The 21,583-nt window shown below is 68.3% G+C and carries 16 protein-coding genes; 7 read left to right on the plus strand and 9 right to left on the minus strand.

The annotated features are described in order from the left end of the window. Positions 1-471 precede the first annotated feature (471 nt). On the minus strand, positions 472-621 hold the full coding sequence (locus LZ495_RS41360) for a hypothetical protein (RefSeq protein ID WP_235058403.1): 150 nt from the start codon (positions 619-621) through the stop codon (positions 472-474). A gap of 163 nt (positions 622-784) precedes the next feature. Here LZ495_RS41360 and LZ495_RS41365 point away from each other — a divergent pair, with 163 nt between their 5' ends. After that, positions 785-4,927, plus strand: coding sequence for an NACHT domain-containing protein (locus LZ495_RS41365; RefSeq protein WP_235058404.1), 4,143 nt, complete (start codon positions 785-787; stop codon positions 4,925-4,927). A gap of 134 nt (positions 4,928-5,061) precedes the next feature. Here LZ495_RS41365 and LZ495_RS41370 read toward each other — a convergent pair whose 3' ends face one another. Beyond that, a complete protein-coding gene (locus LZ495_RS41370) occupies positions 5,062-6,327 on the minus strand; it encodes an amidohydrolase family protein (protein ID WP_235058405.1) in 1,266 nt (421 codons plus the stop codon). Positions 6,328-6,498: 171 nt separating this feature from the next. Here LZ495_RS41370 and LZ495_RS41375 point away from each other — a divergent pair, with 171 nt between their 5' ends. Continuing rightward, positions 6,499-7,284 (plus strand): FadR/GntR family transcriptional regulator, encoded by a 786-nt coding sequence (locus tag LZ495_RS41375; RefSeq protein ID WP_235058406.1) that lies wholly within the window; start codon positions 6,499-6,501, stop codon positions 7,282-7,284. 25 nt (positions 7,285-7,309) lie between these two features. On the opposite strand, the gene LZ495_RS41380 is transcribed toward LZ495_RS41375, so the two are convergent. After that, on the minus strand, positions 7,310-8,791 hold the full coding sequence (locus LZ495_RS41380) for a GMC family oxidoreductase (RefSeq protein WP_235058407.1): 1,482 nt from the start codon (positions 8,789-8,791) through the stop codon (positions 7,310-7,312). 255 nt (positions 8,792-9,046) lie between these two features. Between LZ495_RS41380 and LZ495_RS41385 the strand changes: the two genes are divergently transcribed. Both LZ495_RS41385 and LZ495_RS41390 read left to right on the plus strand, forming a co-directional pair. Continuing rightward, the gene (locus tag LZ495_RS41385; RefSeq protein ID WP_235058408.1) at positions 9,047-9,871 is read left to right on the plus strand and encodes a sugar phosphate isomerase/epimerase family protein; all 825 of its coding nucleotides are present in this window, start codon (positions 9,047-9,049) and stop codon (positions 9,869-9,871) included. A gap of 645 nt (positions 9,872-10,516) precedes the next feature. Further along, positions 10,517-12,088 carry an ABC transporter substrate-binding protein gene (locus tag LZ495_RS41390; RefSeq protein WP_235058409.1) on the plus strand — a complete coding sequence of 524 codons (1,572 nt, stop codon included), beginning with the start codon at positions 10,517-10,519 and terminating at the stop codon, positions 12,086-12,088. Between the two features lie 73 nt (positions 12,089-12,161). Here the strand turns inward: LZ495_RS41390 and LZ495_RS41395 are convergent, their stop codons facing one another. From LZ495_RS41395 to LZ495_RS41415, 5 genes are all read right to left on the minus strand, one after another. Continuing rightward, the gene (locus LZ495_RS41395; protein WP_235058410.1) at positions 12,162-13,145 is read right to left on the minus strand and encodes an LLM class F420-dependent oxidoreductase; all 984 of its coding nucleotides are present in this window, start codon (positions 13,143-13,145) and stop codon (positions 12,162-12,164) included. Between the two features lie 27 nt (positions 13,146-13,172). Further along, positions 13,173-14,180 (minus strand): acyl-CoA dehydrogenase family protein, encoded by a 1,008-nt coding sequence (locus tag LZ495_RS41400; protein WP_235058411.1) that lies wholly within the window; start codon positions 14,178-14,180, stop codon positions 13,173-13,175. Beyond that, the gene (locus LZ495_RS41405; RefSeq protein WP_235058412.1) at positions 14,177-15,280 is read right to left on the minus strand and encodes an acyl-CoA dehydrogenase family protein; all 1,104 of its coding nucleotides are present in this window, start codon (positions 15,278-15,280) and stop codon (positions 14,177-14,179) included. The genes LZ495_RS41400 and LZ495_RS41405 overlap by 4 nt, the downstream gene beginning before the upstream one ends. Positions 15,281-15,291: 11 nt before the next feature. Next, positions 15,292-16,095, minus strand: coding sequence for an enoyl-CoA hydratase/isomerase family protein (locus tag LZ495_RS41410; RefSeq protein WP_235058413.1), 804 nt, complete (start codon positions 16,093-16,095; stop codon positions 15,292-15,294). A 101-nt stretch (positions 16,096-16,196) separates the two neighbouring features. Further along, positions 16,197-17,306, minus strand: a complete 1,110-nt coding sequence (locus LZ495_RS41415; protein WP_235058414.1) for a zinc-binding dehydrogenase — start codon at positions 17,304-17,306, stop codon at positions 16,197-16,199. Between the two features lie 184 nt (positions 17,307-17,490). On the opposite strand from LZ495_RS41415, the gene LZ495_RS41420 reads away from it, so the two are divergent. Continuing rightward, positions 17,491-18,912: an aldehyde dehydrogenase family protein gene (locus LZ495_RS41420; protein ID WP_235058415.1), complete on the plus strand. Its 1,422-nt coding sequence runs from the start codon at positions 17,491-17,493 to the stop codon at positions 18,910-18,912. 100 nt (positions 18,913-19,012) lie between these two features. Here the strand turns inward: LZ495_RS41420 and LZ495_RS41425 are convergent, their stop codons facing one another. Beyond that, positions 19,013-19,759: a FadR/GntR family transcriptional regulator gene (locus tag LZ495_RS41425; protein WP_235058416.1), complete on the minus strand. Its 747-nt coding sequence runs from the start codon at positions 19,757-19,759 to the stop codon at positions 19,013-19,015. A 229-nt stretch (positions 19,760-19,988) separates the two neighbouring features. On the opposite strand from LZ495_RS41425, the gene LZ495_RS41430 reads away from it, so the two are divergent. Further along, positions 19,989-21,185: an amidohydrolase family protein gene (locus tag LZ495_RS41430; RefSeq protein WP_235058417.1), complete on the plus strand. Its 1,197-nt coding sequence runs from the start codon at positions 19,989-19,991 to the stop codon at positions 21,183-21,185. A gap of 172 nt (positions 21,186-21,357) precedes the next feature. Then, positions 21,358-21,583, plus strand: a 226-nt coding sequence (locus LZ495_RS41435; RefSeq protein WP_372498719.1) for an LLM class flavin-dependent oxidoreductase, incomplete at its 3' end; no start/stop codon positions are given.

The following is a 21,583-nucleotide window of genomic DNA, read 5'->3' on the forward strand; positions in this document are numbered from 1 at the left end:
TCACCAAGGCGGCAATTCGCCTGAAACGGGCGTCACCTAGAGTGACGGTCGAGGTCGCCGACCCACGCGTGCGACCACCTTGCGACCACCACGGCCCCAAGGTGCCGGAAAGGCCGTCCTCTCCGATGGAGAGAACGGCCTACGACCTGCGTAAACGCTGGTCGGGACGACAGGATTTGAACCTGCGACCCCTTGACCCCCAGTTGCTATCAAGGCAGTTCAGAAGCTTGCGACTTCACGCACCGACGTTCTCTAACATGCATTTCGTCCTACTGTGCGCACACCGTGTGGTCCCGCCGTGGTCCCGAAGGCCAGTGACATTCAGTCACATGGCCTGCCCAGCGAGCTGCTCCGGGGAACCCCACACGGGACGAAACTGCTCACACGTCCAGGGTACGACGAAGGCGCAGGACACGTCCGTCGCCACGGTCGAAGTCTTGGTCACCTACCGGCACGCCATGCATCCGGCGCTCAGTCGTGTCGGGCGAGCTTGACTGCAGGCACGAGCAGGATCACGGCCAAGGCAGGGACGAGTACCGTGTCCGCGAAGAGGCCGAGCAGCAGGCCGCCCACTGCTCCGACTGTGGAGCCTGCCGCCGTGACGAGAGCTGGCACCCTCACGGGGCCGACGGCCTGGCACCTTGCCCACCGCTAGTGCGGCTCACAGGCGTGCTGCCTCTTCACCTACTGATGCCAGTTCCTATAGGCGTTTCCGGTTTCCGCTGCCCGTGTCGGCAGGCGGGGTTAGTGTCCAGTGCGGGATGCCATCGGTGAGGGGTTAGGTGTGGGGCTGCCGACGATCAACTTCCGTGAAATTCGCGGTCACGGCCCTGTGGGCTCCCAGGCTGATGGCTTCGAGGAATTGGTTTGCCAACTCATGCCTTGGCTCCTGGGAGAGCCTCCGCAGGGAACCCTGGTTGAGCGTTTCGGCAATCCAGACGGCGGACGCGAGGGGCGCTGGGTCCTTCCCTCGGGCGATGTGTGGAGCTGGCAGGCCAAGTACCACTTCGGGCTGGACGACGGCGAAATTAGTCAGATCACCAGGTCGATCACCACAGCCCTCGACCGTGAGACCCGGTTGACTCGGATGCTGGTGGTGTTGCCGTACGACCGGCCTGCTGGCGATCGTTCCGGCGTGAAGAGCGCGCACACTAAGTGGTCTGAGGCGGTGAAGCGATGGGGGGCTGCAGCGGCCGGCCGCGGCATGCAGGTGTCCTTCGAATACGTTGGCCTGCATGAACTGATGACAGCCCTTGGGGCTCCGGAGAACCTCGGCCGAGTGCGGTACTGGTTCGACCGGACGGTTCTGTCGGCAGACTGGTGCCGGCTGCGAGTTTCCCAGGCGATCACCGATGCCGGTCCGCGGTATACGCCGGAACTGCATGTGGAGCTGCCCGCAGCGCAGGCTCTGGAGGGTCTCGGCCGGACGGTCCCGTTCGCCGACCGCTTGCGCGAACTCCTCGCTGCGGTGCGCGCTGCGGCGCACAGGCGATACTGGCCTTCCCCGAGAGGGCATGAGGATCAGTTCGATCCGCTCATCGAGCGCGTTCTGGCCGCACTGGGTGACCTGGACAGGGAGTTGGTCGAGGCCATCCGGGTCGCACAGACAGTCGAACCATGGGCTGACTGGGCTGCGTCGAATAGTGCTGCTCGCGAAGCGCTGAAGGTCCTCAGCGCGACCTTGTACAAGGTCTGCGGTCGCCACGAGGACGGTCGCACGTACTACTACGACGATGCAGCCAGCCTCTACAGCTGCTTCGAGTCGGCTTCGGACGCTGTCGAGGCCGCGAATCAAGCGCGGGTCGGCGAGGCGGTGTCTGCCGCAGGGACACGACTACTGCTCCTGACTGGTGAACCGGGCACCGGCAAGAGCCACCTCCTGTGCGATGCGGCTGTGCAACGCTGCAGCGCTGGTTTGCCCACGTTGCTGTTCTTGGGCCAGGGTTTCGATCACCGACGACTAAGCGAGCAAATCCCCGCGCAGGTCGAGTTCGACGGCTCATGCGAGCACCTGCTGGCAACGCTCGATGCCGCAGGAGAAGCCGCCGGTTCCCCGGCGCTCCTCATCATCGACGCCCTCAACGAAGCCGACGACCCCGGGCTGTGGGAGAAGTCCTTGGCGGGCTTCGTCGAGCAATGCCTCGGCTACCGCCACATTGTCGTCGCTCTGTCCTGCCGCTCACCGTTCGACCGTGATCTGGTACCCGAAGGGGTACGGGCCCGGGCGACCAGACTGGTCCATGACGGCTTCGCCGAGACCCGCGAGGTGGCCCTCAAGCGCTACCTGGATGCCCACGGCATCGAACGCCCCAGTTTCCCGCTGCTGGACATCGAGTACGAGAATCCGCTGTTCCTGAAGTTGCTGTGCTCGACCTTGCAGGCACGCGGGCTGTCGCGTTTCCCCCGCGAAGGTGTGTCGCTCACGTGGCTCTACGACGCGCATCTGGCCTCGGTCAACAAGCGCCTTGCCCGAGCGGAAGTCTGTGACTACGACCCCGCCGAACGGCTGGTCCAGCAGGTTGTCGCCAGCCTCGCTGAGTCCGTGCTGACCGGAGGCGGCCGCATGGACTACGCGGACGTCAAGGCAATATGCGAGGCGCTCCTTCCCGGGCGCCCATGGAGCACCTCACTATTCGCCGGCCTGCTGCGCGAAGGCGTGCTCACCCGGAACACGATGGGTAGCCGAAACACCGTGGTCTTCGGGTACCAGCGTCTGGGCGAAGTCGCCGCCGCCGAGCACCTCACCAACCTCCCGACTGACGATCTGCGGCGTGTATTGGAGGGCGTGACGCGAACAGCCGGCTTGGGGCTGATGCAAGCACTGGCCGTGTCGATCCCAACCAAGCACCAACTGGAGATCACAGACATCATCGGGGAAGAGAGCAACCGATGGTCATTCGCTGCTTCGCGGCTCCTGATCGAGTCGCTTCCGTGGCGGTCCCCTGCATCGGTTACCGACCAGACCGTGAGGCTGCTACTCGACGAACTCAAGGACGACGAACCTGAACGTGCCTGGACGACACTCGTACGCCTCGCGACGGTGCCAGGTCACCCGCTCAACGCCGAGCTGCTTCATAGGCACCTGAACGCGATGAGCCTGGCGGCTCGTGATTCCACGTGGACGCAGTACGTCAACACCGGCCCCGAAGCAGTAGACGCTGTCGTGTCCTGGGCCTGGTCATCTGCCAGCGCAGGCGCCGACGACGAGGTCCGTGCCCTCGTGGCCACACTGCTGGGATGGTGTTTGGCATCCACCCGACGCGCGCTTCGAGACCGAGCTACCAAAGCGCTGGTTAACCTGCTTGACGGCCACGCCGCAACGGCCACTCGTACAGCGCACAACTTCAGCCGGGTCAACGATCCGTACATCGTGGAACGCATCGCTGCCGCCCTCTGCGGAGCAGCGCTCCGCGACAACTCAGGGGTGTGCCGGGCGTCGATCGCCCAAGCACTCTTCGAAGGCTCCTACCACCACCCCTGGCCCAAGCACGTACTCACGCGCGACTACTTGCGTCGATCGTTCGAGGCAGGAATCGCATCAGGCTGGCAGGTGCCCGACGGCCTCGACCAAGTGCTCACACCCCCGTACGCCACGCCGGACCTCCCGGATACCGCCGCGGACAGTCGCCTCACGGAAGCGGGTTACGAATCCCTCGAGCGGTCACTCGGTAGATGGGGGGACTTTCGCGACAAGGTTGTCGCCTCTCACCTCAGGTACTTTGCCGGACTCGACCGTAACGAAGAGATAGAGAGAGTCATCGCGTACATCTTCCGTCGCGTCTGCGAACTCGGCTGGACACCCGCACCGTTCGCGCTGCTCGATCGAGGCCATAACAACCACCCCGGCCGAGAAGCAGAATCCGAGCGCATCGGGAAGAAGTACCAGTGGATCGGCCTGTATGAAGCCCTCGGAACGCTCGCCGACCACAACGAGGTTCGGTCGGCCGACAACTGGGCCGAATCAGTGGCCTACGTCGACCCCCGCAGCCTCGCACTCAGGGACATCGACCCGACGCTGACCCTCCAGACTCTTCACCGAACCCCAAGGAAGGCCCCAGCAACCCCCTGGTTCGCCCCGGCCACACCCGGCTTCCCTTCTGACGATCCCGACCGCTGGCTTGCTGCTTGTGACAGCCTGCCGAACCCAATCGACCTCATTCGCGTCGCCGACAGCTCTGGCGGGCTCTGGTACGCGCTCCACGGCGAATACACCTGGGACGAACCTCTCACCGCCGACGAGGCCGCCTTGGATCCACCGATCCGGAGCGCCTGGATGCAGATTCGGTCCTACCTTCTGCCTTCAACCCAGCGCGACGCCGTGGCCTCCTGGGCCGCGAAGCAGCACTGGATGGGGCGCTGGATGCCCGAGGCCGGCGAAGCACGCGGGCTCCTGCTGGCAGACCATCCCCACCACCCCTCCTGGGCGGACCTGGCAGACGAACCAGGCCATGGAGGCCCCCCGGCTCCTTGCCCTGCCACCCTGAGTTCCACCACGGCCTGGTACATGGGCTCCCACGACCGCGACCGTTCGACGAGCGAACAGGTACAAGGCCTCGTCCCCTCCGCCGCCCTGGCCAGGGCGACCGACCTACAAAGACTCGACGATATGCGGTGGACCCGGGGCAGCGGACGTGTCGACGTCCTCAATCCGCTTATCGCCGAAGCCGGCCCGGACTGCTTGCTCTATCGATCGGAACTGGCAGGCGCCCTTGCCGCGCAAGGCCTCACCATGCTCTGGACCGTCCTCGGCGAGAAACAGCGCATGGGCTCCGAGACATGGGACATGCGCCGCCAGGACGACTACCACTGGGTCGAATTCTCCGCTTCGTACTTCCTCGGCCCCGAGGGCCCATCCCTCAATCACACACACGCCATACGCAAGCGCGCACGTGACCATGCGGATTTCGCTCTGGACTGGGGGCTGTGACCATCCCGCCGCGAGTCTGCGGCATACGTGTCGAGTGACTGCCCAAGCATTTCGAGCCATCGCGTAACCATCCGCGGCTGCGACTATTGCTGGACCGACCATGACTCCGGGCCGCTCGCTTGCCCTGCGGTGGGTCACTGGCGGACCGCGGCCAGGGCGGGGTGGGTGGTTCCGAAGTGGTCTATGAAGGCTGAGCCCAGCGCGTCGGCCGGGACCTCTTCGAGGGGCAGCGGTACGGCTACGTCGGTGACGCGGGGGCCGTGCTGGGCGGCGATGGGGGCGAGGGCGGTGAGGTCGAAGCCGTAGAAGCGGGCGGCGTTTTCGGCGAGCATGGCGCGTACTTCGTGCTCGGGGACGTCGGCGAAGGTGAGCCGCAGGGCTTCGAGGGTGTAGGGGAACGTGCCTTCGGCGTGCGGGTAGTCGGCGCCCCACATGATGTTGGCGACGCCGATCTGGTGGCGCACCGCGCATTCGGCCGGCCGCAGCGGGCTGGAGCCGAGGTAGCAGTTGCGGGCGAAGTACTCGCTGGGCAGCATGCTCAGGCCCTTGATCATGTCGCGGCCGAAGAAGTGCTGGGCGGTGCCGTCGAGCGGCATTACGTGGACGAACTGGTCCAGCTTGGCGAGTTCGCGCGGGACCCAGGCGGAGCCCTGCTCGGTGAACGCGACCTTCAGGCGCGGGAAGCGTTCGAAGACGCCGCCGAAGATGAGGTGGGCCAGGACCCGGTTGGAGAACCAGGTGATCTCGGAGAGCAGCACGGCGAGGCCGCGCGGGTCGTGGGGGTACGCCGGTACGCCGCCGCCGCTGTGCAGGTTGACCGGTACGTCGAGTTCCTCGCACACCGCCCAGATCGGGTCGTAGACGGGGTCGAAGAGCGGCGGCAGCGCGGAGCCGGGCGGGATGCCGGGGACAAGGATGCCGCCGAACAGGCCTGCGGACTTGACCCAGCGGACCTCGGCGACCGCGTCGTCGATGTCGTTGAGCATGATCTGCGCGACGCCGGCGCGGCGGCCGGGGGCCTGCGCGGCGAAGTCGGCGAGCCAGCGGTTGTGCGCCTGCAGGCCGGCCCATCGCTGCCGGTACTCGGCGGGGTCGGAGGGCGGCGGAGGGACGAAGAACTGGGTCTGCGGGAAGAACGGCGGAACGGTGTTGGGGAAGACCACCTCGCCGACGATGCCCTGCGCTTCAAGGTCGGCGTTGCGTACCGCGTTGCCCCAGTTGCAGTCCTGCGCCTTGCTGAGCAGGTGCTCGGACTCGAACGGGTTGACCAGGTGCGCGGCCCAGCGGTCGAAGTCGTCGTGGTGTTCGCGGGCCAGGTAGGGGCGGTAGTCGAGCAGGTCGGCACCGGCGTGCCCGTCGGAGGAGATGACGGTGTAGCGGCGGTCTTCGGACGACGTCATGAGAGTCCTCTCGATGCTTGCGAGATCGCTAAGTTAGCTAACTTAGCTAAGTTAGACAATGGAGTCGTGCCGGTGTGTGCCCGGCGTCACGACGCTCCGTACGATGGAGCCACGGCCGGGCAGGGCCCCGGGCCGCCCCGCAGCCGTATGCGACAAGGAAGGAACGCCGTCTTGGACGTCGCCGCGCCCCGCTCCCCCCGATTCGGCGGCCCCGTCCGCGGCGTGAGCGTCGCGGAGGAGTTGGCGGATGTGCTGCGCGACCGCGTGCTCGACGGCGGCATGCGCGACGGGGACCTGCTGCCCAAGCAGAGCGAGCTGCAGGCGGAGTACCAGGTCGGCACGACCACGCTGCGCCAGGCGATCCGCATCCTGGAGACGGAAGGCCTGGTGACGGTACGCCGGGGCAACACCGGCGGCCTGGCCGTCCGGCTGCCGAGCGAGACCGATGCCGCCCGGACGTTCGGCCTGGTGCTGCGCAGCCGGCGTGTGCCGCTCGACGACCTGGCCGCGGCGGTCCGGAACCTGGAGCCGACCTGCGCCGGCCTGTGCGCGGCCCGTGAAGACCGGGACACGGAGGTTGTGCCGCGGCTGCGCGAGCTGCACGAGCGCTGCGTCGGACTGGTCGACGACCTTCCCGCCTTCGTCCGCGCGTGCCGCGACTTCCACGAGGGCCTGGTGCAGCTCTGCGGGAACACCACGATGCAGCTCCTGCTGGGAACTGCGGAGACGCTGTGGTCCGCGCACGAGCGGCACTGGGTCGACGAGGTACCCGAGGGCTCGGACTTCACCGAGCGCATCGCAGGCGGCCTCGAGGTGCACCACGACCTCATCGAGCTGATCGCGGCCGGGGACGTGGACGGCGCGCACGGACTGGCGCGCCGCCACGTCGAGTTCGCGCAGTCGCACCCGCTTCAGGAGCGGCCCGGCGTCGCGGTCCAGTCCCTGCCGGAGAGCTGAGCGGGGCATCCGGATGCTGCCGGGGTCAGCCCCGTGCGGCGACCAGTTCGGCGCCCAGTTCCGCCAGGGCGGTCACCAGCAGGTGCGTGTTGGCCCTGGGCACGGTCGGTACGACAGACGCATCGACGACGGAGAGGCCGACGAGGCCGTGCGTCCGCATCGCGGCGTCGACCACGGACGTCGTCGGGTCGTCGCCGATCCGGCAGGTGCCGACGCCGTGATAGAAGGCGTAATGACCTTCGGAGATCAGTTGGTCCAGTGCGTCGTCACCTGGATCCCGTGGCGCCGCACCGTCGAGGGCAAGCTCTGATTCCGCGACGACGCGTGCGGCAAGCCGCCAGCCGTCTCGCAACCGTGCCCGGTTGTCAGGGTCGGCGGCGAACGGCCAGACGATGTGCGCCGGATCGCCCACTCCCCTGCCGGTCGGCGCGATGCTGCCCGCGCCGGTCGGCAGTTGCAGTGCCACGCTGATCTCGATCTCCCGGCTCCCGTCCGGGTTGCGCCGGGCGACCGGCGTGAGCTGAAGATCGTGGCGGCGGCTCGAGCCGGGCGCCGTAGCGCGGGCGAGTGTCTGCAAGGTGGGCGCCCCGTCCGGCGCGGCATCGGGATGGACCGGCGCGCGGTACGAGATGACCAGGTGGTCCGTCAGATTGCCGCCTATCGCCGGGAGTTCGTGGATCACGGGCACTCCGAGCGCGCGGATCGGGCCGGCGGGTCCGATCCCCGAGCGCCACAGCAGCAGCGGGTTCTGCACCACCCCGGCGGCCAGCACGACCTGCCCCGCGGACACCTTGCGGCCGTCGGCGGTCTCGACGCCGATGACACGCCCGTTCGCCACGGTCAGGCGCTCGACATGGCAGTCGCCCCAGATGGCCACGTTCGCTCGGCCGCGCGCCGCCTCCAAGTAGGCAATCGCGTTCGAAACCCGCCCGCTTCCGCGGCGGTTCATCGGAATCGCCCCGACTCCCGTCGATCCGGGGCGGCTGTGGTCGGCGCAGAACTCCAGCCCGGCGGCCACGCAGCCGTCGACGAATCCACGTTGCAGTGGTGTCCAGTCGGCCTCCGGGTGCCGGACGATGGGGATGGGCCCGGCGTCGCCGTGGTACGCCTCGGCACCGAAGTCCAGGTCGTTCTCGACGCGGTTGAGGTAGGCGAGCATGCGATCCCACCCCAGCTCGCGCGGCCACGCATCGAAGTCCTGCGGCTCGGGCCGCAACGCCACCGCCCCATTGGTCGCCGAAGAGCCGCCGACGCCGCGCCCGCGCGCGTAGTTCAGCTCGCGGCCGCCCGTCGACGCCACGCGGTCGCCCCAGTTGTACGGCCACGCCACCGGCCTCGACAACGTCCGCAGTTCGTCGGGCAAATCGGCCACCCGATGGTCGGGGCCGGCCTCGAGCAGCAGCACCGACCGGCTCGGATCCTCCGAGAGCCTGGCCGCCAGCACGCATCCAGCGGAGCCGGCCCCGATGATCACGACATCGGCCGAAGCCACACTGCGTACACCCATATTTGCTCCTTGACAGTTTGCGGTCGCGGTCTCAGCCGACTCGACGGCGGCTCTCAAAGGCCCTCGCGCTCCGTCGACTACCGAGACCCTCGTCTTTCATGGCTATCATGGCTAAGATAGCCATACAAGCCGCCAGGGCCGCCACAAGCGGCGGCATGAGGAGCCGGGCAAACGCGGGTCGGCCCACGAGGCGTCGTCCGCCGCGGTGGCGAATCCCGCAGGCCCACAACCAGGGCAGGACGGTGCCGTCCCCGCATGAGATACAGCTTCAACGCGTTCAACCACTCGACGTACTACGACCTGCCACCGACCCTGCCCCAGCAGATCCGCGCCGCTGCGCGCGCCGGGTACGACCACATCGGCCTCGACGTGCTGTCCGTCCTGGCGCACGAACGCCAGGGGTTGCGGCCCCAGGAACTGGCCGATCTGCTCGGCGAGGTCGGCCTGCCCTGCTACGAGCTGGTCTCCCTGTCCATCAGCGCGGACGCCGATGCGACCGCACGAAGTCTCGCCAACGTCCTGCGCCTGGCGCCGATCCTCGGCGCACAGCAGGTCCTCGCGGTCGCCACAGGACCGGCCGAGGCCGTGGCCACCAACACGCGGCGCTGCGTTGAGGCGCTGGACTACGCCGGCCTGGGATTCGCGCTGGAGTTCCTGCCCACCCGCGACATCGACTCCGTTGGCGCGGCGCTGCATCTGGCGGAGCTGGCCGCACCGGCCGACCCCGCCGCGTTCCGGCTGGTAGTGGAGAGCTGGCACTTCTTCCGCGGCCCGAGCACATGGCAGGACATGGCCGAACTCCCCTTGGAACGCATCGGGTTCGTCCAGTTCGCCGACGCGCCGGAGATGGTCTCCGCCGACCTGCACGCCGAGTCGATGGGCCGACGCGTCCTGCCCGGCGAGGGCATTCTGGACCTCGCCGGCTTCTGCGACGCCCTGGTCGGAAAGGGCTACGACGGTGTGATCAGTGTCGAAGTCCTGTCCGACGCGTGGCGCCGAGCTCCGCTCGAGGATTTCGCCGCGGCGACGCTCTCGTCCACCCGCGCCGCCTGGGAGTCGGCCGCGGCACGGAGGGCATGACGTTCCGCAGTACCCGACGACGTCGGGTGGCCGGGTGCCTGATGGCGGCCCCGTTCCGCCGCCGGGCACCCGACCCGCTCGTCCGCGGACGGTCACGTCCTCGAGAATCTCCCTGGGCACTGCGGCCAAGGTGCGACATCGATCGCCCTCCGCCATGGTGTCCTGCATGCGTTGCAGTGACCCGGTCGCCCCGGACGCAAGTACGCCCATCTCAGCACGTTGGCGCGTATGCCATACGCATAATTGAAAGTCACCACGATTGCGTCCAACCATGCGCGCCGAAAATGTCTCCCTCCGCGTCCCAGCGGACCTGCGGCCGCATTGGTGCAGCTCAGCCGCCATGTGCGCCGCAGCTCGCCACGGAGACCCAGGAGCCGCTCTGGTAACAGATTCGTCATGGGGATGTCTTCTGTAGACGCAACGTCTAGTGTGTGCACACTTCATCTCGCAAGACGGTGCTTGTCGGCGGAGGTCCGACACGCACGTACTCGTCTGCGCCCTTCTCAGGTTCAAGGTCTCGGCGCACCGGATCGAGGCCGGCACTTCAGTACGACCGGAACGGCTGCGGCCAGGCCGCGATGCACGTGCAACGAGGAGGCAAGAACCGTGTACAGACAAGGAACTCGCAGGAGCGCTAGCAGGGGCGTGCGGCGTCCCGGCGCGATGCTTGCCGGGGCAGTGGCCTTGGCGCTCGCGGTAAGCGGCTGCGGCGGTGGCGGGGACGACGGCGACAAGGCTCCGCAAGACCCTGCTTCGCAGGCGCCGGCGAAAGCCGGCGGGAAGCTCACGATGCTCGCGGTGCAGGACTCGGCGAGTCTGGATCCGTTCGGGGTGGCCAATGTGGCGCTCGCGGACGAACCACGAATGGCCGCCTTGTACGACCCGCTCTTCTTCGTCGATGCCAAGACGCACCGGGTCAGCGCGCATCTGGGCGAGTCGCTGACGACCGCCGACGGCGGCGCGACATGGACGATGAAGCTGCGGGCCGGAGTCGTCTTCAGCGATGGCACGCCGTTCGACGCGGCTGCGGTCAAGCTCAACTACGACACGCACGCCAACATGGCGACGCGTTCCGTGCACATCGCCGCCGCTCTCGGCATCAAGACCGAGATCGTCGATGCCACGACCTTGAAGCTGACACCGGTCGGCGCGCCGAATCCGAACCTGGATCGGACGGTGGCGAGCGAACTCACGTACATCATGGCTCCGTCCGCAATCGCGAAGGGACCCGAGAAGTACAAGTCCGAGCCGGTGGGCGCGGGTCCCTTCGTGCTCAAGAGTTGGGTTCGCGGGTCGGAGCAGGTCTTCGAGCGGAATACGAACTACTGGCAGAAGGACAAGGGCCTGCCCAAGCTCGATCAGCTCACGTTCAAGAGCATCGCGGACAACCAACAGCGTTACCAGACCGTCAAGTCCGGACAGGCGCAGCTGTTCCTGAGTTCGGACGGCAAGCTCATCGCGCAGGCCAAGCGCGAGCTGAACGCTCTGGAGTTCGCGACCGATGGTGGCCAGATAGTCCAGTTCAACCTGCGCAAGGCACCGTTCGACGACATCCGGGCCCGCAAGGCGTTCACGCTGGCCTTCGACGCGGCCGACATCGCCAAGACGCTGAACACCGGCGCTGTACCGGCCAAGAGCATTTTCAACGCCAACAGTCAGTTCGTCGATCCGGCGGTGACCCAGGCGGCGCAGAACAAGGCCGAGGCACAGCGGTTGTTCAGCGAGCTCGCGGCCGAGGGGAAGAAGGTCGACTTCACCTATCTTGTGCCCCAGAACCCCGCGTCGGTGGCGGTCGGGGAGTACATGCAGAGCAGGCTCAAGGAGTTCTCCGACGTCTCGATGAAGGTCGAGTCCCTGGAGATCGGCGCGTACATCGTCAAGTACGCGATCCAGCGTGAGTACCAGGCCACGTTGACCCAGATCTGGGCCGTGGACCCGGAGCCCATGTTGTACAGCTACTGGCACTCGCAGAGCCCCTTCAACCTCAGCGGCTGGTCGAGCCCGCAGGCGGACACAGCTCTGACGGCAGGCCGGGCAAGCACCGACCCGGCCGTGCGCAAGCAGGCCTACTCGGACCTGCAGAAGGCCCTTGTCGCCGAAGTACCGCTGTGGGCCTATGAGGAATCGCTGACTGCGGCGCTGTACAGCGACAAGGTGACCGGCATCGAGCACTACAACGCCGGCAACATCTTCATGGACCGGCTCGGGCTCAAGTAGTCGAGGCAGGGTGCAGGGTATCCGTGTGCGGGCGATCGTTCCCGGGAGGGAGCGGCCGCCCGCACACGGCACGTCAGGAGCCCGGGGCCAAAGCAAGCGCATGGGCGAGGTGATCCGAGCCGGTGCCCGCGTCGATCAGCCAGACCACCGGCACCGTCACTCCGTTGTCGATGTAGCGCTGGATGGCCGCGCGGCACTGTGCCGGCGAACCATGGACGAGCAGGTCGTCGACGACCGAGTCCGGTACGGCCGCGAGCGCGGCGCGCCGGTCCCCGGCGGCCCAGGCGTCCCACATGGGTTGCAGTACGTCGGTCCGGCCCAGCCAGCGCTGGTACGCGGCATACCCCGGGACGTTCAGATAGGCGGTGACCATCCTGCGGAAGGAACTCCGCGCGGCGTCTGCGTCCTCGGTCGGGCACACGAAGATGCGGCACACGATCTCCTTGCCCGGACCGCCTTCGTGGACGTAGGGGGCGACGCGCTTGACGTCGTCCGCCGAGAGCCAGTTGAGGATCGCACCGTCCGCCTCGCGTCCAGCCAGCCGCAGCATGCCCTCGCGCAGCGCCGCCAGATAGATCGGCGGCGGGGTCTGCGGTGGCCGCGCCAGTCGGAATCCGTCGACGGCGAAAGTGTCGTACTGCTCGGCGACACGCTCCCCGGAAAGTGCGGCGCGCAAGAAGCGCACCGTGTCCCGCACACGCTGGTACGGCCGGTCGTACGCGGTGCCGTTCCAATCGCTGACGATCGGCTTCGATGCGGCTCCCAGCCCCAAATGGAAGCGCCCCGGGGCGAGTTCGGCCATCGCCGCGGCCGTCATCGCCAGCAAGGCGGGGCCGCGGGTGTAGGGGGACACGATCGCCGTCCCCAGCCGCGCCTCGGGTGCGCCGGCTGCGGCGAGTGCAAGCGGGGTGAAGCCGTCGAGACCGTCGACCTCGATGCTCCAGATGTCGGTGTATCCGGCGTCGACGAGTTCGCGTGCGATCGCGGGGTGGTCAGGCAGTGGTGCGGGGAACGGCATGGTGATGCCGTAGCGCCGCGGGTCGTTCTGGCGGTTCAACCGAAGTCAGTCCTTTCGGGGCGGGACTCAGGAGGTGAGCGCGTTCCAGACGGTCGCCTCACCGTGTTCGAGTGCGAGGCCGCCCAGGTATTCGGCGCTGTGTTCCTCGGAGCCGACTTCCCCCGGCCAGGACCACAGGCGCTTGGTGTAGTGGTGCAGGGGGTATTCCTGAGTGACTCCCATGGCCCCGTGGAGTTGGTGGGCAGTGCGTGCGCAGATGGCCGCGGTCTCCGAAGCGATCACCGCGGCGGCCGCCACGGCGGCGCTCCCGGCCTGCCCCGCGTGTCGATCCCCTCGCAGCGCGTCCAGGGCGCGCTCCACCGCCGCATCGAGTTGGACGAGCGCCACCCGCATGCTCGCGAGGGACGCGGCGACGGCCGGGATGCGTGACAGGGGCTTGCCGAACTGCTCTCGCTGCATGACGTATTCGCGGGTGAGCCGGTACGTCCCCTCCGCCGCACCGGCTATCCCCGCTGCACGCAGCAGCGCATGCCGTGCCCGCGCCGCAGCCAGGGGCGGTGCCGACTCCAGCGGTACGCCCATGGCTCCGCGGATCTCCAGCACGTCGCGGGGCTCGTCGGCAAGGTTCACTTCGGGGTGCACTGTGACTCCGGGTGCATCGAGCTCGACGTACGAGGCACTCCCCGAAGAGTCGTACACGACAACGCCGCTCTCGTTGCGGAGCCACGGCACACCGGGGACACGCAGCACCGACAGGTCGGCTTCGTATCCGCCATCCATGGCGAACGCAATGCGACTGCGATCGTCGACGGCACGGTCGCCGGACAACGCCCAGGCGGCCAGGGCGGCTTCGGCGACCGGAAGGCCGCTGGCATGTATGCCGAGCGTCCGTACCACGGTGGCCAGGTCGTCGTAGTCGCCCCCGGAGCCGCCGCTCGCCTCGTCGACGCCGACTGTGGTGAGGCCGAGGCCGCGCAGGGTGTGCCAGAGCTCGTCCGAGGACCGGTCCGCGATCGGCGTGCCGTCGACGACGTCGGCGATGAGTCGGCGCAGTTCGCCGCGGTCGTCACTCATGGGCGGGTCTCCTGCTTCGCGATGATCGACAGCAATACGTCGGCGGCTCCGCCTCGAATCGTGAAGCCCGGGGACGCGAGCAATGCCTGTGCGCATGCCTCGGCAAGCGCGGGCGTGCCTGTGCGGGCAGTCTGCCGAGCGAAGTCGACCACGTCGTTCTCGAAGGCGTTGCCGAGGTACTTCAGGGTGGCGGCGTCGACGATCGGTGCGGCGCCGGCATCCAGGCTCGCGGCGACGTTCCACGCCAGTCGGCGCAGCGTGGCCAGCCGGGCGACCAGTCGCCCGACGGCGGCCCGGTGCTCGGGCCCCGCGTGTTCAAGGACGAGGGCGAACAAAGGGTACGTCGACAGGAACCGCTCGGGTCCACCGCGTTCGAAGGAGAGCTGCTCGGTGACCTGCCGCCACGCGCCGCCGACCGTCCCCAGGAGGCGGTGCTCCGGGACGAATACGTCGCTGAACGTCACTTCGTTGAAGTGGTGTTCCCCGGCGAGGTCGACGATCGGGGCGACGGAAACGCCAGGGGTGTCCATGTCGACGATGAACTCCGTGAGTCCCTCGTGCTTTCGGTCCCCGCGCTGGGTGCGGGCGAGGAGGTAGATGTGGGTGGCATGGTGCGCTCCGGTGGTCCAGATCTTGCGGCCGCTCACACGCCATCCGCCTGCAGCCGGGACCGCCATGGTGCGCACTGCGGCGAGGTCGGAGCCCGCGTCGGGTTCGCTCATGCCGAGGCAGAAGACGAACTGTGCGGCGGCTATGCCGGGCAGGATTTCCTTGCGCAGTTCGGGCGACCCGTGGCGCATGACGGCGGGGCCAATCTGGCGGTCGCCGATCCAGTGCGCGGCCACGGGCGCGCCGGCGCGCAGCAGTTCCTCGTTGACCGCGAGCCGGGCAAGCTGGCCGCGCCCCTGGCCGCCGTATTCGCGCGGCCAGGTGAGGCCGGTCAGTCCGCGTTTGGCAAGTTCGCGGCTGAAGTCCCCGTCGAAGCCGCGCATCCAGTTGTCACTGCGAGGCTGGAAGCGAGCTGCGTCGCGCCATTGGCCGATGAGATCGCGCGCTTCGCGACGCAGTTCCTCGATCTCTGCCGAATTTGGGATGGTCATCGCGGTTCTCCTCAGCGGCCGGTGAACGTGCCAGGCCGCTTCTCGCGGAACGCCGCCATGGCCTCCTGCGAGTCCTGGGTGGCGGTGACGACGGCTTGGTGCGACGAGATCAGGTCGAGCGCGGTTCGCAGATCATGGCGCTCGCCTTCGCGTACCGCGCGTTTGATCAGCTGCATGGCGATCGGGGGCTGGGCAGCCAGCCTGAGCGCGAAGGCCCGTGCGGCATCGCGGAATTCGTCGTCCGGGTGCACCGCACTGACCAGTCCCATGCTCAGCGCTTCGTCGGCGCCGACGAAGTCGCCGGTCCACAGAAGCCGCAGCGCGGTGGCTGTCCCGACGATGCGCGGCAGGTACCAGCAGCCGCCGTCTCCCGGGACCAGGCCTACACGGATGTAGCCCTCGCTGAAGCGGGCACTTGCGGCGGCGATGCGGATGTCGGCCATCAAGGACATGTCCATGCCGGCGCCGACCGCGACCCCATTAACCGCGGCGAGATAGGGCTTGGTCAACGCTTCCGCTGCGAAAGCAACTTGGTGGATGCGGTCGGTGAGCAGGCTCTTCTCCGCCCACGGCGTGCGTTCGCGTTCACCGAAGGCGTCCAGATCGACGCCGGAGCAGAAGCCGTCGCCCGCGCCGGTGACCACGACCACACGTACGTCGGGGTCCTGCTGGGCGTGACGAAGAGCCGCCGCCCAGGCGTCGACCATTTCGATGGTGAACGCGTTCTTGCGGTGCGGCCGATCGAGGGTGATGGTCGCGATGTGGTCGGCCACCTCGTAGCCGAGACCGGAGGCGGCGGGATCAGTGGTGCTCACGGCGATGTGACTCCTGGTCGTGGGGGCGGAGGCGGTAGCGGGGGCAGGGGCGCGGGCCGGCCCACCGCCCGGCGTGCGAGTGGATCCGTGTCGGCCGCGCGTCAGGGAACGATGCTGGCCCGCACGACTTCGCGCTGGTCGGCGGCGCGGAAGGCCTCGTTGATGTCCGCGAGCGGGAAGGTCGTGCTTTCCAGCCACCGCTTGGGCAAGGTGTCGCGTACCGAGTCGAGGAAGCGCAGGCTCTTGCCGAGCGCGTCCGGCTCGTAGAGGGAGACTCCGATGATGCTCTTGTTGGTGAGGGTCAGCCGGGACGGGTCGGCGGCGTACGTCTGCCCGTGCCCGATGTTGCCGACGCTGAGGTACCGGCCGAAGCGACCGAGCATCTTGATGCCCTCGTCTACCACGGCAGGCGACCCCACCAGCTCGATGGCGACGTCGGCCCCGCCGTCCGTGAGCTGTTGCACGCGCTTGACGCGTGCGCGCTCGTCGGTCTCCGCACTGATGTCCACGACGGCGTCAGCGCCCAATTCACGAGCGAGTTCCAAGCGTTCCGCGACGGCGTCGACGACGACAACGGTCGACGCGCCCCGCGCCTTTGCAAGCGCGGTGGCGTAGAGCCCCAGTCCTCCGGCGCCCTGGATGACGACGGTCTCCCCGAAGGAAAGCTGTGCACGGTCGAACGCCTGCATGACCTGGGAGAGTGCGCAGTTGGCGCCGCTGACCACCTCGTCGCTGAGGGTGTCCGGAACGGTGTAGAGCAGGGCGCCCGCCGGGAGCAGGAAGTAGTCCGCGAAACCACCAACGTAGTACGGGGGTTCGGCTGAGCTCCCGAGCATTGCCATGGACATGCGGGCGCAGCTGGAACGCCGGCCGGCCACGCAGTAGCGGCAGACGTGGCAGGGGAAGAAGTAGGGGAACACGACGCGTGTGCCGTCGGCCAGCTCGCCGCCGGCGGTGTCGTGGGTGACGCCGTCGCCGAGGCCTGCCACGACCCCGACCATCTCGTGTCCCAGCACAGTGGGGAGCTGGCCGCCCAGTCCCCGGGTGTTGAAGCGGCCATGCCAGGCGTGCAGGTCGCTCCCGCATACGTTGGCCCTGGTGACCCGCACCAGGACCTCCCCCGGGAGCAGCCCGCGTCCAGCCAGCGAGACGTCCCGGATCTCGAAGGGCTCGTTGGGCGCGGTGAACTGTGCGATGCGTCCTTCGTACACGGTCGGACTGTCCTTCCGGATAGCGCCGTGCGGCCGGTGAAGGCGGTCCGCGACGGGGGCCCGATCAACAGGGCCTTGCAATTCATGTACATGAAATACATCATCGGGCGGAGAGTACGTCAAGATCCGGGGCTCGCGGCGACCACCGACCCGGGGACCACCGACCGGGAACGAGGAGAACGCGATGGCACTCCCCCAGCCGTTGCCCATGTACATAGACGGCACCTGGCACGCCGCCCACGGGGATGGGATCCCCGTGATCAACCCCACAACCGAGCAGGTCATCGCGTACGCCCCACGGGGCACCGCCGCGGAGGCGGACAAGGCGGTCGCCGCCGCGCGCGCGGCGCAGGAAGGATGGGCCCGCTCTTCTCAGGCCGCCCGGATCGCCGCGGTCGAAGCCCTGCTCGGTGCGCTGGAGTCCCGCGCCGCGGAGCTCACCGCGGCCGTCGTCGACGACGTCGGCACTCCGCACCGCATCGCCGACAAGCTGCAGACGGCACTGCCGCTGGCCGCCATCAGGGACTTGCTGTCCGGCGCAGTCGGCATCGAGGAACCTGTCCGGGCCGGGAACTCCCTGGTGTTCCGCTCACCGGTGGGCGTCGTCGCGGCCGTGACCCCGTGGAACTACCCGCTGCTTCAAGCGGTGGGCAAGGTGGTACCTGCTCTGCTCAGCGGGAGCACGGTCGTCCTCAAGCCGAGCGAAGTCGCACCGTTGGTACCGCAGTTGTTGGCCGAGGCCGTCCATGACGCGGGCATCCCGCCAGGAGTGTTCAACCTGCTCGGCGGCCTGGGCCCCGAGGCCGGGGCCGCGCTCACCGCGCACCCGGACGTCGACATGGTGTCGTTCACCGGTTCGACCGAAGCCGGCGGCGCCGTCGCCTCGGCGGCCGGCCGCCAGATCAAGCGGGTGGCCCTCGAGCTCGGTGGCAAGTCGGCCGCCGTGGTTCTCGACGGCGCCGACCTCGAGCGGGCGGTCAAGTCCACCGTCGGCAGCTGCCTGCTGAACTCGGGGCAGACGTGCCTCGCCATCACGCGGCTCATCGTGCCCCGCGAGCGGTACGCCGAGGCCGTAGACCTCGCCGCCGCTTCAGCGGCCCGCTTCACCGCGGGCGACCCTCGCGACGCCGGCACCAAGCAGGGCCCGCTGGTCTCCGCCGCCCAACGCGATCGGGTGCGCGGCTTCATCGACCGCGCGGCGCGCGACGGCGCCCGGATCGCGACCGGCGGCAGTGCGGCGCCGACCGGTCTCGGTGAAGGCTACTTTGTGAGCCCGACGGTGATCGCGGACGCCGATCCGAGCTCGGAGATCGCCCAGGAGGAGGTCTTCGGCCCGGTGCTCGTGGTGCTCCCGCACGACGGCCGGGACGACGCGGTACGCCTCGCCAACGGCACCCGGTACGGGCTCTCCGGGGCGGTATGGGGCCCGGACGAAGCGTCCGCCGTTGCCGCAGCCCGCGAACTGCGCAGCGGTCAGGTCGACGTCAACGGAGGGGGCTTCAACACAGCCGCTCCGTTCGGCGGGATGAAGATGTCCGGTACCGGCCGCGAGTTCGGGCGGTTCGGCCTTGAGGACTACTACGAACTGCAGGCGCTCCAACTGTAGGCGCGGGCCCGGCCGCCGGCGATCCCGGCGGACGGCGGCCCGGGGTGGGGCGCGGCCCAGCCCCACCCCGGCCTGTGTCCTGCCTCCCTGTCGAATACCCTCAATAGGTCCACTGCACAGGGGTGGTCATCAGCTCCGGGTATCGGTGTCGCCAGTACCGCTCGGCCTCCGCCAGGTGCTCGCGCATCGCGGCCTCCGCCCGGTCCGGGTCACGGGCCTTGCATGCGTCGACGATCGCCTGATGGGCGTCCGCGATGGCCGCCTGCTTGCGCGCCGAGTACTGCACCCCCACGCGGACTCCGTCCGCGATGGCCTTCAGGGTGCTGACGAAAACGTCCAGCACGACGCTCTGGGCCGCCTCGGCAACGAGGCTGTGGAAACGTTGGTTCTGCGCGACGAAGACGGCGTGGTCTTCCTGATTGGCACGCAACTTGGCGATGCTGTCTTCGAGTTCCGCGACCTGGGCTTCGCTGATGCGCTCCGCCGCCCTGCGGGCCAGCATCGGCTCCAGCGCCATGCGGGCGTCGCTGACGTCGGCGAACGAAGCACCTTCGACCTGAAGGACCAGGGTCAACGCCTCGCTCAGGCTCTCCTTGGCCGGGCGGCGGACGATCGGCCCTCCCCCGGGGCCCGTCTTGAGGACGATCAGACCGCGCGCCTCCAGGAGCCGCAGCGCCTCACGCACAGTCGGGCGACCTGCCCCGTACTGCGCCATCATGGCCTGCTCGTTCGGCAGCCTGTCCCCCGGGCGAACCGTTCCCGACAGGATCGGCTGCGCCAGGATGTGGGCAAGCCGCTGCGAGGTCTTGGGGCCACGCCACGACGGCAGCTCAGCGTTCTCGATCATCCATCCATCCCGACGGTCGCCAGTCGCACTGGAGCCATTCCTGTACAGGAATATTCTAGCGAGACAGGACCGTCCGGTGCGGCTCGCATCCCCGCAGCTGGCAGGTGGTTTGCCCCCATGCGTTTCGACTCCCGGCGCACCCGGCAACCCCCACTCGAACACGAGAGGCCATGGACTTTTAGCGTATGCACGACGTTAAATGTCCGGGCCAATCGGAAGGGTGGCCTTCATGCTTGTCTACGACGTCGACTCGCACTTTGACCCCAGGGCGGACTGGCTGGACGCGGTCCCCGCGCTCAGGGAGCGGCTGCCGCACCTGCTCCCCGAAGGGGATCCGGAGTTCGTACTCGGCACTGCCGAGCACTTCGCGTACTTCACGTCGGACGGAGTCCGTTCGCACGCCCCGCGCAGCGGGCGTCTGCCGCTCGAGCGGCTCGTCACCCCCGTGCTTGAGGCGATGTATCCGCCAGGTGGTCACGCCGCCACGATCAACGGGCACTGCCAGCACCCCGAGGTCGACGCCGCGAGTCGCATCGAAGCACTTGATGCGCAAGGCATCACCTTCCAGAACGTCATCAGCGGCACCGGCTACACCCTGATGTCCTGCCTGCGAGACCCCCAGTTGGCCAGGGACACGGCGTCCGCCCTGAACAACCATCTGGCGGACGCGATCGGCACGCACCGCAACCGGTTGCTGCCCGTGGCGCTGACGCACTTCGACGACCTGGACTGGGTGGTGGCCGAACTCGCCCGCATGCGGGCGCTGGGCAGCCGGGCCTTCCACGTCACGACCGAGTTCAGCAACGGAATACCGCCGTTCCACCGGGAGTTCGACCAGGTCTGGTCGGCCGCGACCGACCTGGGCATGGTCGCGGTGCTCCACGTAGGCCTCATGCCGCCGCGCTACCACCCCGCCTACGCGAACACCGACGACCCCTCTCTCGTCACCCGGATCAGCACCTCGCAGTCGTTCCAGGCGGCGCAGGTCTACCTCAACGCCCTTGTGTTCGGCGGCGTCTTCGAGCGGCACCCGGACCTGACCGTGCTGCTGTGCGAAACCGGGATCGACTGGCTCGGCTTCACGGTCGCCAACATGGACGGTCGTGCTACGCCGCAGTCCGCGGGGTTCCTCGGGCCGTACAACCTGCCGCTCAAGCCGAGCGAGTACATCCGGCGCAACGTCCGCGTCAGCCCGCTGCCCCAGGCAGCCCAGTCGCCGAAGTGGATGTTCGAGGACCTGCCCGAGGTCGCGGTGTTCTCCTCCGACATGCCGCACTTCGAGGGCAGCCTGGCCCCGGTCGACTTCTGGCGCCGAGAACTCGCCGATGTCGACGATGCCACGTGGCAGTCGTTCGTCGGCGGCAGTATGGCGTCTGCGTACGCACGCATGGGCGACCCTCTGCCCTCCATGCCCTCGGGCGGCTGAAGGCCGGCGGCGCGAGCGCGTCCGGACCGGTCCGATCCCACGCGATACAGCCGAACACTTGCTTCGGATCACATTTTCTGTAACCGTTACGCAAATAGTTTGCCGCACGTTTCGCGGCCTGGGCGGCACTGCCGGACCCAGCACACCCTTGGACTGCCGAGGAGGACTCCCGGTGGAGTTCGGTATGTTTCTCAACGGGTTCATCCCGGGACCGGCCGCGCACGACCGCGCCTCTGAACACCTCGCACTCATGCGGGAGTTGGAGGTTGCTATCAAGGCGGACAAGCACAACTGGAAGTACGTGTGGTTCGGTGAGCACCACGCGCTGACCGAGTACAGCCACCTGTCCGCGCCCGAGGTCGCGATGGGGTATGTCGCGGCCCGCACGGAGCGCATCC

The sequence above is a fragment of the Yinghuangia soli genome, from assembly GCF_021502675.1.
GTDB lineage: Bacteria > Actinomycetota > Actinomycetes > Streptomycetales > Streptomycetaceae > Yinghuangia > Yinghuangia soli.

What these genes read in the sequence shown, in the direction of transcription:
- LZ495_RS41370 (WP_235058405.1), bottom strand. Translation starts at nt 6,327, where the DNA reads ATGACGTCGTCCGAAGACCGCCGCTACACCGTCATCTCCTCCGACGGG.
- LZ495_RS41380 (WP_235058407.1), bottom strand. Translation starts at nt 8,791, where the DNA reads ATGGGTGTACGCAGTGTGGCTTCGGCCGATGTCGTGATCATCGGGGCC.
- LZ495_RS41385 (WP_235058408.1), top strand. Translation starts at nt 9,047, where the DNA reads ATGAGATACAGCTTCAACGCGTTCAACCACTCGACGTACTACGACCTG.
- LZ495_RS41405 (WP_235058412.1), bottom strand. Translation starts at nt 15,280, where the DNA reads ATGACCATCCCAAATTCGGCAGAGATCGAGGAACTGCGTCGCGAAGCG.
- LZ495_RS41425 (WP_235058416.1), bottom strand. Translation starts at nt 19,759, where the DNA reads ATGATCGAGAACGCTGAGCTGCCGTCGTGGCGTGGCCCCAAGACCTCG.
- LZ495_RS41420 (WP_235058415.1), top strand. Translation starts at nt 17,491, where the DNA reads ATGGCACTCCCCCAGCCGTTGCCCATGTACATAGACGGCACCTGGCAC.
- LZ495_RS41430 (WP_235058417.1), top strand. Translation starts at nt 19,989, where the DNA reads ATGCTTGTCTACGACGTCGACTCGCACTTTGACCCCAGGGCGGACTGG.
- LZ495_RS41400 (WP_235058411.1), bottom strand. Translation starts at nt 14,180, where the DNA reads ATGAGTGACGACCGCGGCGAACTGCGCCGACTCATCGCCGACGTCGTC.